This is a genomic window from Halobacillus sp. A5 (genome assembly GCF_024189315.1).
Lineage (GTDB): Bacteria > Bacillota > Bacilli > Bacillales > Halobacillaceae > Halobacillus_A.
The window spans coordinates 329500-344576 of sequence record NZ_JAIZEO010000004.1 but is presented as its reverse complement, the minus strand read 5'-3'; the positions used below and the strand labels follow the sequence as shown (position 1 = coordinate 344576).

General features: G+C 44.3%; 13 protein-coding genes. 11 read left to right on the top strand and 2 right to left on the bottom strand.

The features are described 5' to 3' along the window. Positions 1–12 precede the first annotated feature (12 nt). The 4 genes from LF822_RS16890 (at position 13) to LF822_RS16875 (ending at position 3248) form a co-directional block, all read left to right on the top strand. A complete protein-coding gene (locus LF822_RS16890) occupies positions 13–909 on the top strand; it encodes a VanW family protein (protein WP_253925256.1) in 897 nt (298 codons plus the stop codon). Between the two features lie 130 nt (positions 910–1039). Further along, on the top strand, positions 1040–1561 hold the full coding sequence (locus LF822_RS16885; protein ID WP_253925255.1) for a hypothetical protein: 522 nt from the start codon (positions 1040–1042) through the stop codon (positions 1559–1561). Between the two features lie 229 nt (positions 1562–1790). Then, positions 1791–2201, top strand: coding sequence for a hypothetical protein (locus tag LF822_RS16880; RefSeq protein WP_253925254.1), 411 nt, complete (start codon positions 1791–1793; stop codon positions 2199–2201). 207 nt (positions 2202–2408) lie between these two features. Next, on the top strand, positions 2409–3248 hold the full coding sequence (locus LF822_RS16875) for a deoxyribonuclease IV (RefSeq protein ID WP_253925465.1): 840 nt from the start codon (positions 2409–2411) through the stop codon (positions 3246–3248). Positions 3249–3283: 35 nt separating this feature from the next. Here LF822_RS16875 and LF822_RS16870 read toward each other — a convergent pair whose 3' ends face one another. Beyond that, positions 3284–4174: a fructose bisphosphate aldolase gene (locus LF822_RS16870; protein ID WP_253925253.1), complete on the bottom strand. Its 891-nt coding sequence runs from the start codon at positions 4172–4174 to the stop codon at positions 3284–3286. 224 nt (positions 4175–4398) lie between these two features. Here LF822_RS16870 and LF822_RS16865 point away from each other — a divergent pair, with 224 nt between their 5' ends. From LF822_RS16865 to LF822_RS16855, 3 genes are all read left to right on the top strand, one after another. Beyond that, positions 4399–5241: an aldo/keto reductase gene (locus tag LF822_RS16865; protein WP_253925252.1), complete on the top strand. Its 843-nt coding sequence runs from the start codon at positions 4399–4401 to the stop codon at positions 5239–5241. A 233-nt stretch (positions 5242–5474) separates the two neighbouring features. Then, positions 5475–6896 carry an aldehyde dehydrogenase family protein gene (locus LF822_RS16860; protein ID WP_253925251.1) on the top strand — a complete coding sequence of 474 codons (1422 nt, stop codon included), beginning with the start codon at positions 5475–5477 and terminating at the stop codon, positions 6894–6896. A gap of 150 nt (positions 6897–7046) precedes the next feature. Then, complete coding sequence (locus tag LF822_RS16855) at positions 7047–7697, top strand: SDR family oxidoreductase (RefSeq protein ID WP_253925250.1); 651 nt, start codon at positions 7047–7049, stop codon at positions 7695–7697. A gap of 51 nt (positions 7698–7748) precedes the next feature. Here the strand turns inward: LF822_RS16855 and LF822_RS16850 are convergent, their stop codons facing one another. After that, positions 7749–9626, bottom strand: coding sequence for a terpene cyclase/mutase family protein (locus tag LF822_RS16850; RefSeq protein ID WP_253925249.1), 1878 nt, complete (start codon positions 9624–9626; stop codon positions 7749–7751). A gap of 174 nt (positions 9627–9800) precedes the next feature. Here LF822_RS16850 and dcuS point away from each other — a divergent pair, with 174 nt between their 5' ends. The 4 genes from dcuS (at position 9801) to LF822_RS16830 (ending at position 14972) form a co-directional block, all read left to right on the top strand. Beyond that, a complete protein-coding gene (dcuS, locus tag LF822_RS16845; protein ID WP_253925248.1) occupies positions 9801–11405 on the top strand; it encodes a DcuS/MalK family sensor histidine kinase in 1605 nt (534 codons plus the stop codon). Then, complete coding sequence (locus LF822_RS16840) at positions 11402–12103, top strand: response regulator (RefSeq protein ID WP_253925247.1); 702 nt, start codon at positions 11402–11404, stop codon at positions 12101–12103. The genes dcuS and LF822_RS16840 overlap by 4 nt, the downstream gene beginning before the upstream one ends. Positions 12104–12420: 317 nt before the next feature. Beyond that, positions 12421–13602 carry an NAD(P)-dependent malic enzyme gene (locus LF822_RS16835; protein WP_253925246.1) on the top strand — a complete coding sequence of 394 codons (1182 nt, stop codon included), beginning with the start codon at positions 12421–12423 and terminating at the stop codon, positions 13600–13602. Between the two features lie 41 nt (positions 13603–13643). Further along, complete coding sequence (locus LF822_RS16830) at positions 13644–14972, top strand: 2-hydroxycarboxylate transporter family protein (protein ID WP_253925245.1); 1329 nt, start codon at positions 13644–13646, stop codon at positions 14970–14972. Positions 14973–15077: the final 105 nt, after the last annotated feature.

Sequence of the window (15077 nt, the reverse complement as noted above, 5' to 3'; positions counted from 1 at the left end):
GGAGGTTTTGTTATGAAATTTGCCTTTTTGTCTTTATGCTTACTCTTAGCACAACCCTCTATACAAGATGACCGCTTAACCATCACTGAGGATGACAAAGAAGTTATGTCTGTGAACCGAAAGGACTTCGAAGCCGAGTTTCTGGGGGAGCCCTTTGTGAATCATTCTAAAATCCAGCAGCTCATTGACCGGCTGGATGAACAAATTGGCCGGGAACCAGTAAATGCCAAAATAGGGGACTCCGGTGAAATCATACCTGGAGAGGATGGAACCAGGGTTTATCAGAAGAAATTCATGGAGAAATTCTATGAGTACCTCTATGCAAATGAAGCGTCCTCAATCTCGGTGCCGAAGCTGGCTGTCCGTCCTGAGGTGGATAGTGAACTGCTTGCCAACATCCGCACACAGCAGATCGGGCAATATGTCACCTATTTCAACTCCAACAATAAAGAACGATCTCATAACATCCGCCTGGCTGCTGAAGCTCTGGATAGTCACGTGGTCTTTCCCGGAGAGGTATTTTCGTTTAATAAGGCCGTTGGAAAAAGAACGAAAGAGAAGGGCTACATGAATGCGCCGGAGATTGTGAAAGGGGAATTGACCGAGGGAATTGGCGGGGGGATCTGCCAGCTTTCTTCTACCCTGTTTAACTCGGTCGATAAGGTGGGCGTAAAGATTTTGGAACGTTTTTCCCACAGCAAGCGGGTCCCTTATGTTCCTCCCGGCCGCGATGCGACAGTGAGCTGGTATGGTCCTGATTTTACATTTAAGAACCAGTTTAATCAGCCGCTTTTAATCAGGTCAAGAGTGGATGGGGGCCAGGTAAGTGTGACAATCTATTCTTCTGATGTGATTAATTATGACCCGCAGAAGATGGCTGAGGCCCGCGAAGGAGATATAAGTGTTTAGGTATATCAACCTAAGTCATCTCCAGGCAACCGGTGTTTTTTTAATCAATCAAAAGGCTTAGGCATCTTCTCTCTTTTTTAGTATGCTATGATATTTTATAGTCATTACTATTAAAGGAGGCCTCCCTGCTATGTTTACGTTACGAAACGCTATAGGGATGCGGTTAGAGGATATACAAGAGGAAAAAAAGCATCTGCGGGAGATGCTCAAGGAGCTTACCAGTGAACAGCATGAGCTCATAGCCCGGCTGGAGCGTATGGAGGAGAATGGTGAGAACAATGACCATTCTGTGGAGATGGCCGATGAATTAAAAGGCCCGGACCCTGAGATTAAATCTGATCTTTCAATAGATAAAGCTGAGGAAGCGTTGAAAAATGACTATATCCTTCCCACTGACCCAATAGCCTTTTCAGCGGATCGATCCAAAAACATGACATACAAGGAATTGACGCATATTTTAATAAACTATGCGAAGGACCATAATAATCAGGTGGATCACGAAGCATTTGAGCAATATTTAATCGATCAACACAACTTTACACCGGCCAATTTCTCTCATATTATATGGAGAGCAAGAAAAATGGACCGGCGGTTAAGAAGTGTCATCAGTGGAAATAGGAAGATAACGATATTAGATGAGAGCAATCGATAACAGGGAGCTTCTTCGCGTTCTTGAAACGTAGAAGGAGCTTTTTTATTATTTTATCCAGTGCATTCCAAGCTGTTGATAAATTTATTGGAGAACGACATCCAGTTCCCAGACAATTGCACCATTGTTCTTTGTGATGCTAAAACTAGCCAGAAGTCTACAATCTTCATCGAAGGAATTAAGCTTCACATCTAGAATTAGAAAGGTAAGCATATGACATGGAGGTCGATGTATGAAAAAATATTTAGCTATACTCGGTTTAGCTGCCTTGCTCGGCTGCTCAGAGGATACCAGTGCGAATGAAAGTAAGGAGCAGCCGTCTCAACAGGATTTGGAAGAACAATTAAGGGAAGAAGCGGTACCAATTGATTTTGCGACTGTTAATGCAGGGGAAGTGGAAGAGGGCGACAAGGTATTCATTCAAGGTTATATTTCCGCTGCAGCACCTGCGGATGAGGCGGCAGCCGTTTTCTCGGTAACAGCGGATGAAGAGGCTGGAGAAGGGACTTATTCGGTGGAAAATAAGGATGAAGGTGCAGAATTTATGATTAAAGATATAGTGGAAGTGTATGGAACCTATCAGGGGACAGACGATGCAGGCACGCCTGTTATTGAAGGGACCATTATTGAAAGTGTAAAATAAGGCCCTGCCGTATGTAAATTAAGTGTTTTCGCCCATAAAAAAGCATAATCGCCCGTAAACTAAGATATTCGCCCACAAAATCAAATAAACGCCCATAAAAAAGATCAGCCGCCGCAACTAAGCGAAGGCTGAACTTTTTTGTATGATGAATTATTAACTTTTGGAGAAAATAATATCTACGTACGTTTCGAGAAGAAGGGGATTAATATGATTTTTGGCAGCCACGTTTCAATTAGAGAGGGTTATTTAGGGGCGGCGGAGCAGGCAGCCGCCATGGGTGCAGAAGCTTTTCAATATTTTCCGAAGAATCCGCGAAGCCTGACGGTTAAATCGTTTAATAAAGAAGATGCAGAGCTTTGCAGCGATTTTTGCAGGCAGCAGGGAATTGTCTCAGTCGCTCACTCGCCGTACCCTACCACGTTAACGCCTTTTAATGAAAATAAAAGGGAACAGGTCACGGCTTCACTCCTCAATGATTTAGCAATTGCTGAGGCGTGCGGATCTATAGGTCTTGTCGTTCATTTCGGAAAGGATCTGTTTAACGATGATAAGCTGGCCAGCTACCGCCTTATGATAGAAGTACTGAATGAAGTGCTGGGTCAGTGGCAGGGAGTGTGCAGGATTCTCCTTGAGAATATGGCGGGAAAGCCGGGAGCGATGGGTACGACGTTGGAAGAGCTGGTACAGATCAGGAAGTTATGTGACGAGCCCGAGAAGATCGGCTTCTGTTTTGATACATGTCATGCATTTGCGAGCGGACTGTGGGACGGTGACAATTGGGGACAGGTAGTAGAAAAGGGAATGGAGTTGGATTATTTTAATCATTTAGCTGTGATTCATCTCAATAATTCCAAATACGACACAGGATCAGGGAAAGATCGGCATGCGAATATCTTTGGTCATGGATATATAAAGGAGGTCCAATTTGCTCAGCTGTTTAAGACTCACTTATTGGAAAATGTTCCGTTTATCCTCGAAACGCCAAAAGAAATCGTTCCGCATAAGGAAGAAATTAAGCAGCTGGAGGAAAAATGGGGCGAAAAATAAAGGTGCGCTCTTGGCAAGCGCACCCTGAAATCGTCTTAGTTCTTGTTCACAGACGCATCGAAAATCGTATCTACCGCATCCTTCAACGCTTCATCAAACTGATCGTCTGACTGATCAGCCTTTAAATCAGAGGCCAGCGCCCGGGAGAAGCTTGCTACCAGGCCGTCGTTTTCTTTCAACTTCTCATTGGCTTCATCACGGGAATATCCCCCTGAAAGTGCTACCACACGCAACACACGCGGGTGATCGACGAGCTCTTTGTATGCATTGGCTTTCGTCGGAATGGTAAGCTTCAGCATGACGTTCTCATCTGCCGATAAACTGTTTAAGTGTTTGAGAATCTCACCGCGCAAAATTTCTTCACATTGTTCCTTGTTCTCACTTTTAATGCTGACTTCCGGTTCAATTATCGGAACGAGATCATAACCAATTATCTGTTTTCCAATTTCGAACTGCTGGTCAACGACGTCTTTAATTCCGCTTTCGTTTGGTTCATGTATGACCGAACGCATTTTGGTACCGAAAACATTTCGTTCGTTGGCGCGGCGCAGCTTCTCATCCAGGTCGTTAATCGGCTTCATAAGCTGAACTCCGTCTTTCTCATCGGCTAGTCCTTTGTCTACTTTAAGGAAGGGAACGACGTTTATATCAGCAAGATAATCTGCCGTGTATTTTCCTTCAATCTTACGGTCCATTGTCTGTTCAAAAAGAATCGCCCCGAGGATACGGTCGCCGTCAAATGAAGGTGATGTAATAATTCTTGTGCGCATCTCGTGAACGAGGTCAAACATTTCGTCTTCCCCTGAATAAGAATGAGCAGGTACTCCATAGGTGGCGAGTGCTTTAGGTGTGCTGCCGCCGCTTTGATCGAGTGCGGCGATAAACCCTTGTCCGTTTTTGATTTTATTAAATTGACTACTGTTCATGCTTCCACTCCTTTTTTGATATAAATCATCCATTTATTCTCTTCCCTATATATCATTGTCTTTAACATTGAAAGTTAACAACTTAAGAACAAAAGACTGCAGAACATGTACTTGTCAGCCGGAACGATATTAAAGCTCCAGTGCTCTATGCTTTTTCAGGAAACTTGGAAAACTTTTCATTATAATGATACTCTTAAACTATTACTTTAAAGGAGTGAGCAGTGATGAGTTCTTCCATTCCAGAGGTTACGCTAAACGATGGAACCACTTTGCCAGCTATAGGGCTGGGCACCTATAAACTGAACGGAAATGCAGGGGCACAGGCGATCGACACCGCGATTGATACCGGTTATCGGCTGATTGATACAGCCTATAATTATGAAAATGAAGGAACCGTAGGCGAAGCCATTCGACGCAGTTCGGTCTCAAGAAATGAATTAATCATTACATCTAAATTGCCAGGCCGGTATCAGACATACGATAAGGCGGTTACAGCTATACAGGAATCCTTGTACCGCGGGAACCTGGATTATTATGATCTATATCTGATTCACTGGCCTAATCCTAAACAGGATGAATATGTAGAAGCTTGGCAAGCCTTGATTGACGCTAAAAAATGGGGGCTGATCCGTTCAATTGGAGTGTGTAACTTCCTGCCTGAGCATTTGGACCGTTTAGAAAAGGAAACGGGTACGAAGCCAAGTATTAATCAAATCGAATTACATCCTTTTTTCAATCAGGAAGAGCAGAGAGTGTGGCACGAAGAGCATAATATTAAAACACAATCCTGGAGCCCATTAGCCCGGGCAAATGATGTGCTGGAAAATGAGACACTTCAAAGAATTGCGGATCAGCACAATAAGACGATATCTCAAGTGGTTTTACGCTGGCATCATCAATTAGGTGCGATTCCTATTCCGAAGTCATCCTCTCCAAATCGGCAGCTGGAAAATCTATCAATCTTTGATTTCTCTCTCACGGATAATGAAATGAGAATGGTCGCAGAGTTAACTCGTCCGGATGGCCGGATAAACGATCAGGATCCCGCAGTTTATGAAGAGTTTTAAGCCGGCAGTAGAACGAATGCCGGGAATATATAAAAAGAAGACAATTTGCCTTGAGGGTGAATTGTCTTTTTTTGGTGAATTAATAGGGAGTACAGATTATGAATAAAACGTAAGCAGCCCTTTAAGCGAATAAAACCGGCAGGACTTCGAATAATGTTTCGATTCCCTAAATAAAGGATAAACTCTCTGCAGGAACAATAAATTTATTTTTATATATAAAGGAGAATAATCTCATGCGAAATTATTTGAAGCATTATATTAACGGTGAATGGGTAGATTCTACGGGTTCAGAAACCGAGGAAGTAATTAATCCTGCTACAGAAGAAGTGATCGGAAAAATCAGTCTCGGTACGAAAGAGGATTTAGATAAAGCGGTGAAGGCGGCGCGTGATGCGTTTCCGTCTTTTTCACAAACGACAAAAGAAGAACGCGTTGAAATGCTCGAAAACATCGCCAAGGAATATGAGAATCGAAAAGAGGATATCATTGAAACCATTACGGACGAACTTGGTTCTCCGCTTGAGATCTCAGAGAATATTCATTTTATGATGGGGTACAACCATTTTTCACAGGCCGCGGAATCACTGAAGAATTTCTCTTTCATTGAGGAGCATGACGGACATACCCGCATGAAAGAATCGATCGGTGTCAGCGGGTTGATCACACCATGGAACTTCCCGACCAACCAGACGTCTACAAAAATTGCGAGTGCGTTTGCGGCAGGAAGTCCTGTCGTCTTGAAGCCGGCGGAGCTGACACCGTTTGCTGCGGTTATTTTAACGGAAATCTTCGATAAGGTCGGGGTTCCTAAAGGCGTGTTTAATCTTGTGAATGGCTCAGGGTCAGTGATTGGTGATGGCATCAGCTCCCACCCGGACATTGACTTTGTATCCTTTACCGGCTCCGGTGCTACAGGTGAGAAAATCATGAAAAATGCATCAGAAACGATTAAGAAGGTGGCTCTTGAACTTGGCGGAAAATCACCGCTCATTGTGCTCGAAGATGCCAATGTCGAGGAGGCAGCGAAGGCAGCAGTTGGTCATATTGCAACGAATTCCGGACAGGTGTGCTCAGCAGCGACACGGACATTAATTCCAGCTTCTATGAAGGAAGAGTTTGAAGAAGCGATGAAGAAGTCGTTGTCTGAATTTCCTGTCGGTGATCCGCGCCAAGGCAATCACATCGGTCCGCTCGTTTCCAAAAAACAGTGGGATACGGTGCAGTCCTATATAGAAAAAGGGATTGAAGAAGGAGCGACAATGATTGCTGGAGGTACGGGTAAACCTGAGGGGCTGGATAAAGGCTACTATACGAAACCAACCATCTTTACGGATGTTGATAATCAGATGGTTATCGCACAGGAAGAAATCTTTGGCCCTGTCATGACGGTGCTCACTTACGATACGCTTGAAGAAGCGATTGAGACCGCCAACGAAACCATTTACGGCCTGGCTGGGTATGTGTACGGAAAGGATCCGGCCATGCTTCGAAAAGCAGCTTCAGGCATTCGTGCGGGACGTGTGAAGGTTAATGACACAGAAGCAGACTTTTCTTCCCCGTTTGGCGGCTTTAAACAATCCGGGATCGGCAGAGAATGGGGCGATTATGGTATAGAGGAATACTTGGAAGTGAAAACAATTTTAGGCTATCCATAATAAAACCTGGTCCAGACGGCTGCTTTCTAGCAGCCGTCTACTAATGTAGAGAAGGGGATTCTGACATTTAACCGCAAGCTGACTTTCTAGACATTATTCATCAATCACATTTACTATATAAGTAATATCTGCTGAGAAAGGGTGGAGAAAATGAAGGTTCTCGTTGTAGGCGCAAATGGACAGATTGGTAAGCATCTCATTTCATTCATTAAAGAAAGGGATAGTCTGGAAGCGAAAGCTATGATCCGTAAACCCGAGCAGGCGTCCTTTTTTGAGGAACAGGGCGTCGAAACCGTCGTGGTTGATCTCGAAGACGATATCGAAACGATTGCCAAAGCAGCTGAAGGTGTCGACGCAGTCGTATTCACAGCTGGTTCCGGCCCCAGCACTGGCAAAGACAAAACGATTTTAATTGATTTAGACGGTGCAGTTAAAACCATTGAAGCAGCTAAAGCATCCGGGGTGAAGCGGTTTGTTATGATCAGCTCATTTGACACGAGGCGTGAAGCGATTCAGGCGGCGGATTCATCCTTTGCACCGTATGTGGCCGCTAAGCATTATGCCGATGAGTGGCTGAAAAGAACAGACCTTGATTACACGATCATTCATCCCGGCAGGCTGACGAATGATGAGGGAACAGGTCAAGTCGAAGCTGCTGTTGAAGTGGAAAGAGGTGAAATCCCCAGGGAAGACGTTGCTTCTGTAATAGCAGCCAGCCTGGAGGATGACTCGACGATCGGCAGGGAATTTCAGGTGGTCGGTGGTTCGACACCTGTTAAAGCAGCAATCACATCTATTTAGAAAAAGGCAATTCACCCATGTGGTGAATTGCCTTTTTTGTTGAGCAGCTAACTATTCAAATTTATCACGGTAGTGTGCGAGGGCGAGTAAAGGGAATATGAAACGATAGCTGTGATAATGGATATAGAAGGTTCCCGCCATAGCCTGCCCTTTTGGATATTCGGTCGTCCAATCTTCTTTTTTAATAGAGTTTAGTAAATATTCGACGCCTCTGTGTATTTCCTTACTTGGATGATCTTCAGCCATAATCAGGGCATCAAGGGCCCAGGCGGTGTCCGTTAATGTACTTGACCTGAGGGGGACATACTCCTTTTTACTGTCGCTTAAGCAGGATTCCCCCCAGCCGCCGTCACTATTCTGAATACTTTTCAGCCATGTTACAGCTGACGGGATGGCTCGATTGGCCGTCGGGAGGCCGACAGCCCTAAGGCCGGTGACCGCAGCCCAGGTTCCATTGATGTAGCAGATGCCCCAGCGGCTGTACCACGAACTATTGGTTTCCTGATAGTCCATAAGCCAGTTTACCGCCTGTTTGATCGCCGGATGTGTTCTTGCTAGGTTCGTATAATTGCCAAAAAATTCTATCGTTCTTCCTGTAAGATCGGCTGAAGAAGGGTCGCTGAACATATATTCAGCCTTTTCTACCGGCAGAAATTCGATCCATTTATTTTTGATGTTTTTTTCAAAGGAAGCCCAGCCGCCGTCATCATTCTGCATCGTAAACAACCAATATAAACCACGGTCCCACGCTTCACGATAAGCAGGGATGCCGGGAACCATCTCGACGATTGACCTTAATACAGCGGTCGTATCATCCATATCAGGATTCATTGTATTTACGTTAGAAAAGCCCCAGCCCCCGGGCCGGCCTTGAGGGTTATGGATTGCCCAATCCCCAAATTTATAGTGCTGCCGCTCCAGTAAATAGCGGTTTGCATTAGAGATAACGGAGGCATTGGCAGGGACACCGGCAGATTGCAGAGCTGTACTAATAAGCGAGGTGTTCCAAACATTGGCCGTCGTATACTGCATATGAGGGAGACCTTTTATCTCAGTTTTCATGGAAATTAACCCATCTACGGCCTTGGAGATGAGAGTGTGATTCTTTGGATATTTCAGCGAAAGTAAAGCGAAGACCATTAAAAAAGTGGAGCTGAAATAGCTGTAAAATGTTCCGTCAGGTTCCAGGCGGTCGAGTATATAGCTTTCAGCCCTTTCTATTGCTAATGAATGCAGATGAGACGGCAGTCCGATTAAGCTCTTCACGCCACTTTCAATCGTTGAAAATAAAGAACGCCACTCCGCCGGATATTCCCACTTTTCATCTTCCGTTCTATCTATAAATAAATCGCTGAGATCCGGGCTTAAGCTGGTCTTCTTACTGAATTTATTCTCTGCCACTATTAATATGGGAGCCAGATTGGTTCTTCCATACACGGAGATTTGATAGAAGTTAAGAGGAAAAGACAGTGGCAGAAGCATCACTTCCACAGGGACGGGAAATAAAGAGGGCCATTTGTACTGGCCGGTAATCGCAAGCATAATTTTTGAGAATATATTTACCTTTTCTATACCGCCGTTAGATGTAATAAAACTTCTCGCCTCCAGCAGTCTGGAGTCGTTCTTCGCATAATACCCTGAGTATAACAGGGCATAATACGATTCCACTGTCAATGCCAAATTCCCTTTAGGTTCATCATGGTAAAGCTTCCACCATCCATTATCTTCCTTCTTACTTATGATTCTCGCAGCCAGTCCCTCAATCAACTCTTCTTTATCTTCACGCTCTAACGTTCTTATTAAAATAATCATGTAAGCGTCCGTCAGTACTCCTGTGTCAAATGGATAGTTCCAGGACCCATCAGATAATTGATCCTCGTTCAGCTTATCAATGAGCCACTGAATTCCTTGACCAGTCTGGATTGTCAATCTATACCCTCCTCACTGGTAAATACAATTCATTAGATATTTATTCTTAGATGAGTGAAAGTATTTAATATATTGAAGGGCCTCGAGGTGGAGATTTTCTTTTTAACGAAGTTTTCTACATTTACCGAAGGAATGGTACACTTTAAAATAACAACCTCAATGAGGAGCAGAATTATGAATCAATCTCGTTTTAAACTAAGTACAATGATTATTTTCTACGTGCTGCTGGTGGTTTTATTTTCATTATTAATAACCGACCTGCTGATTACTGAAAGCACAAGTGATGACATTCGTGATCAACTGGAGGAAAAGGCGCTGATTGTCTCCCGTTCCGTAGCAGAGTCCCAGGTGGTGCAGAATGAGCTGGAAGACCCATCGGGGGATGGAACTATCCAGGATTATGCAACGAGCATTCAGGAAGCTTCGGATGTTCTGTTTGTAGTTGTCATGGATATGGACGGAATTCGTCATTCTCACCCGAACCCGGAGCGAATTGGGGAGCGTTTCGTCGGCGGGGATGAGAAGAGGGTGCTGAACGGTGAAGAGTACATATCGATCTCAGAAGGAACTCTTGGGCATTCGGTCCGCGCCTTTACTCCGATTGAAGGGGATAATGGGGAACAGGTGGGAGCTGTGTCGATCGGGATTTCCCTGGATGCAGTGGAAGCTTCGCTGCAGAGAAGTCACCGCAATATTCTCATAGGTTCCTTAATTGGCGGTCTGGTCGGAGTAATGGGGGCGTTTCTCCTCGCCCGTTATATTAAAAGGAGTTTATTCGGACTGGAGCCTGTGGCGATCGCAAGAATTCATGAAGAGCGTAATCGAATGCTGCATTCGGTAAGGGAGGGAATCATAGCGGTAGACAGCGAAGCGCGGATTACCCTTGTGAACAAGTCGGCGCGTGAAATTTTTCAAAAGGCCGGCATCCAGGATGAAGATCCGGTCGGACTCCACATTTCGGATTATCTTCCTTACTCTATGATGGAGAGAGTGCTCCATTCGGGAGAGGCGGAGCTTGATGAAGAACAGGTGATCAACGGGTCATCCATTATCGTCAACCGCGTGCCGCTCATTGTAAATGATGAAGTGGTGGGCGCCATTTCGACGTTTCGGGATAAAACGGAGGTCAACCAGCTGGCGGAACAGCTGACAGGCGTCCGGTTGTACGCCGAGTCGCTTCGTGCTCAGTCGCACGAGTTTAAGAATAAGCTACACGTTCTGCTTGGAATGATCGAGCTGGAATCGTTTAAAGATGTGAAATCGTATATTAAACAGTTAGTTGATCATCAGGTACATGAAGCGGATGTGATCACGAATAAGATTAAGGACCCTGTTCTGGCGGGCTTTATGATTGGTAAATTAAGCTATGCGCGGGAACAGAACATCCGCTTATCTGTAAATTGTGAAACCATCATTCCAGCTGCAGATGATGAAACGGTCACGCATGAATTAGTAACGATCATCGGCAATCTGCTCGACAATGCGGTTGAAAGCATGGCCGGAAGCGAAGAGAAAAGCATTTCGCTTTTCCTCTCCTATGTCGATGAGCTACTGACGATAACAGTAAGCGACACGGGACCCGGCATTAAAGAAGAAGATCAGGAAGAGATTTTTCGAAGAGGGGTATCGACAAAAGGAGATGACCGGGGGTACGGGTTACATCTCGTTCAAGCCAGTGTTAATGTCCTCGAAGGCTCCCTTGAACTGGAGTCAACTGTACATGAAGGAACGACGTTTACGGTGATCGTTCCATATGAAGCGGAGGTGAAGGAAGGATGATCCAGGTACTTATTGTAGAGGATGACCCGATGGTGGCTGATTTAAATAAAAAATACGTCGGCCAGGTGGAAGGCTTTGAATTAGTTGCCACTGCCCGAAATGTAGAAGAGGCTAATAAGTGTTTGAGCCAATCACAAGTAGATTTAGTACTTCTCGACGTCTACATGCCGGGAAAAAATGGCCTGCAGCTGCTGAAGGAACTAAGGGAAAAGGATGAGCAGGTCGACGTCATTCTGATCACGGCCGCTTCTGAAAAAGAGCAGATTCAGCAGTCCCTGAGGCTCGGCGTCGTCGATTACTTAATTAAACCGTTTGAGTTTGAACGACTTCAAGGCGCATTGCAAAAATATAAAGAAAACCATAACGTTTTGCAGGATAAAAGGAAAGTAAGCCAGGAGGAGCTGGATCAAATTTTCAGCAAGCAGGACCGGGAGGAGAGTCATCGAATTCAAGTTCCTAAAGGATTGACGAAAAATACGCTGGAGCACATTATTGAAGTAATCCGCCTGAAAGAAGCTGACGCCTTTTCAACAGATGAGATTGCCCGGGAGACCGATATTTCAAGAGTATCCGTCCGAAAATATTTAAAGTTCCTAAAAGAAATTGATGTGCTGGAGGAAACTCTCATCTATGGGGTAGGCCGTCCCGTTTACCAGTATCAGGTCAAGGAAATGCGGGATCTTGAATTCTATCACTAGGAAAGCAATTAAGTATCTCTGCTTTTAACTTCTAAATACACCCTTAAGTTTTCTCGTGCTATTCTCGAGGGAGCGGACCTTTGTTTTTATCAGCGGTTTTTTATTAATATCTGCGAATTTTTAAATAAATCAGCGTAAATCAAATTATAACCGCGATTCAGAGTGTCATCATATTTTTCAACAGCACAAAAGCAGCCAACCACGGCTGCTTTTTTTAATTACAATAAGATTTTTACTTTCATATGATGGGCAGGTGAAGCTTTTTGCAGATAAGATGGAACCTATAATTGAAAGCGATTTCTTTGGAGGGTAAGCAGATGAACAGAGACAATCTAACGGAAGAGACATTAAATTTGCATCGTACGTTTAAAGGCAAGATAGAAGTAGCAAGCAAGATGCCCGTTGATACAGAAGAAGACCTAAGTTTAGTCTACACACCTGGAGTGGCTGAGATCTGTAAAGCCATTGCTGACCATCCTGAAGAAGCTGACGAGCTGACGTCAAAGGGGAATATGGTGGCCGTTGTCACAGATGGAACGGCTGTCTTAGGGTTAGGAGATATTGGCCCGAAAGCAGCCATACCTGTAATGGAAGGGAAAAGCATGCTTTTTAAAAAATTCGCAGGGATTGATGCGTTTCCGTTATGTCTGGATACACAAGATCCTGAAGAGATCATTTCCATTGTAAAAGCGCTGGCACCTTCATTCTCAGGTATAAATCTTGAAGACATTTCAGCACCAAGATGTTTCGAAATTGAAGAACGTTTAAAGAAAGAGCTCGATATTCCTGTTTTTCATGATGATCAGCACGGTACAGCTATAGTCGTATTAGCAGCTTTAATTAATGCCTTGAAAATTGTGAACAAGTCCAAACAAAATACAAAGGTTGTAATTAACGGCGCTGGCGCCGCTGGAATCGCAATAGCAGATCTACTGTTGTATGCCGGATTTACGAATGTGACGTTAGTCAGCTTAGAAGGCGTCTTGAGAAAAGGCGCATCCTGGATGAATCCCAGACAGGCTTCTATCGCGGAAAAAACGAACTTGAATCGTATGCATGGAGGTTTGAATGAAGTGATCGTTGGAGCGGACATTTTTATCGGCGTCTCAGCTCCGGAAGTATTAAATAAAGAACAGGTCCAGATGATGGAGGAAGATCCGATTATTTTTGCATTAGCGAATCCTGTGCCGGAAATTTATCCTGAAGATGCGCTGGAAGCAGGAGCTGTTGTTGTCGGAACCGGACGCTCCGATTATCCAAACCAAATCAATAACCTGCTGGCTTTCCCCGGGATTTTTAAAGGGGCACTTAATAAAAAGGTAAGAGATATTACGATTGATATGAAAGTAGCCGCAGCTGAAGGAATTGCCAAGGTCGTTTCGGAGGACGAACTCTGCTCGGATTACGTCATACCAAGCGCCCTTAACAAAACCGTTGCTGAAACGGTAGCTAATGCCGTGGAACAGTCCGTGAGTCAAAAGGAAGAGTGCTTAGTGTAACGCTAAGTACTCTCAAATCTATTAACAAAGGAGAGATTTACATGTCCAGCTCAGCTGAAAGAGTTCGTAAAGAACAAACTGGAAAGCCGAATGTTACTTCTCTAAACTATGAAAAGAAAGCGATTACAATTTTTGGTCTTCCGCTTATTTGGTTTCTGGCAATTACTGCTTTGACTTTAGTCAGCATGTATACAGGAAACTTACCAGGGGGGATGATCGGCAGTCTGCTCATTATGATGGTCCTTGGGGAGCTCTTTGGATGGATTGGTGATAAAACGCCGATTCTTAAAACCTACCTAGGTGGCGGGGCAATCTTAGCCATCTTTGGGGCCGCGTATATGGCCTATGCGGGATTAATTCCTGATTCTACGGTTACGATGATCAATGATTTCATGAAGGACGGAGGATTCTTAAACTTCTATATTGCTGCCTTAATTACAGGTAGTATTCTAGGGATGAATAAGCAGATCCTAATAAAAGTCGGTCTGAAATACTTTATCCCAATCTTTGGTGCCGTGTTTGGAGCCATGCTGGTTGCTGGTTTATTCGGTGCTCTCGTTGGATTTTCATTAACGGATGCAGTGCTTGTGATTACAATGCCGATCATGGGAGGCGGCATGGGAGCTGGAGCGGTTCCAATGAGTCAGATTTATAGTGAATTAATGGGAAATGATCCTAGTTATTATATTTCAATGCTTGTCCCTGCACTGGCTTTAGGTAACGTTTTTGCTATTATTCTAGCGAGCATGCTGAATATCCTTGGAAAAAAAGTACCTTCTTTATCTGGAAACGGTCAGTTATTAAAAGGGTTTGAATACAAAGAAGAAAAATCATCTTTTGACATCCAAAAGATGGGGGTTGGATTATTGGCAGCGGTCCTTTTCTTTACGATCGGAACGTTAGCGGCCGGATTTATTCCCCTGCATGCTTACGCATTAATGATTATTATTGTAGCCATTGCCAAAATTGCCGACATCATTCCAAAAAATATTTTAGACGGAGCGAACCAGTGGTATAAATTCGTTGCAAAAAATTGGACGTTTGCTCTTCTCTTTGGAATTGGAATTGCCTATACGGATTTAGGTCAAGTACTCGAAGCTTTAACGCTTCAATACATTGTCACTGTACTTGGAGTTGTAGTCGGTGCTGTGATCGGTGCTGGGCTGCTTGGTAAACTAGTAGGCTTCTATCCGATTGAATCAGCCATTACAGCTGGCCTGTGTATGGCTAACATGGGAGGAACAGGAGACGTAGCTGTTCTGTCCTCATCAAGAAGAATGGAGCTAATGCCATTCGCGCAGATTTCCTCCCGCCTGGGCGGCGCCCTCATCTTGCTGCTGGCAGGTTTACTCATACCATTATTAATGTAAAACATAAGATAAGGGTCTGTCCCAGCTGGGACGGGCCCTTATTTGTTCCTCTATTAAAAACCCTTTCTCCTTTTTGACTCCTATTGTAAACAAAATAGGACTTGA

What these genes read in the sequence shown, in the direction of transcription:
- LF822_RS16890 (WP_253925256.1), top strand. Translation starts at nt 13, where the DNA reads ATGAAATTTGCCTTTTTGTCTTTATGCTTACTCTTAGCACAACCCTCT.
- LF822_RS16885 (WP_253925255.1), top strand. Translation starts at nt 1,040, where the DNA reads ATGTTTACGTTACGAAACGCTATAGGGATGCGGTTAGAGGATATACAA.
- LF822_RS16880 (WP_253925254.1), top strand. Translation starts at nt 1,791, where the DNA reads ATGAAAAAATATTTAGCTATACTCGGTTTAGCTGCCTTGCTCGGCTGC.
- LF822_RS16875 (WP_253925465.1), top strand. Translation starts at nt 2,409, where the DNA reads ATGATTTTTGGCAGCCACGTTTCAATTAGAGAGGGTTATTTAGGGGCG.
- LF822_RS16870 (WP_253925253.1), bottom strand. Translation starts at nt 4,174, where the DNA reads ATGAACAGTAGTCAATTTAATAAAATCAAAAACGGACAAGGGTTTATC.
- LF822_RS16865 (WP_253925252.1), top strand. Translation starts at nt 4,399, where the DNA reads ATGAGTTCTTCCATTCCAGAGGTTACGCTAAACGATGGAACCACTTTG.
- LF822_RS16860 (WP_253925251.1), top strand. Translation starts at nt 5,475, where the DNA reads ATGCGAAATTATTTGAAGCATTATATTAACGGTGAATGGGTAGATTCT.
- LF822_RS16855 (WP_253925250.1), top strand. Translation starts at nt 7,047, where the DNA reads ATGAAGGTTCTCGTTGTAGGCGCAAATGGACAGATTGGTAAGCATCTC.
- dcuS (WP_253925248.1), top strand. Translation starts at nt 9,801, where the DNA reads ATGAATCAATCTCGTTTTAAACTAAGTACAATGATTATTTTCTACGTG.
- LF822_RS16840 (WP_253925247.1), top strand. Translation starts at nt 11,402, where the DNA reads ATGATCCAGGTACTTATTGTAGAGGATGACCCGATGGTGGCTGATTTA.
- LF822_RS16835 (WP_253925246.1), top strand. Translation starts at nt 12,421, where the DNA reads ATGAACAGAGACAATCTAACGGAAGAGACATTAAATTTGCATCGTACG.
- LF822_RS16830 (WP_253925245.1), top strand. Translation starts at nt 13,644, where the DNA reads ATGTCCAGCTCAGCTGAAAGAGTTCGTAAAGAACAAACTGGAAAGCCG.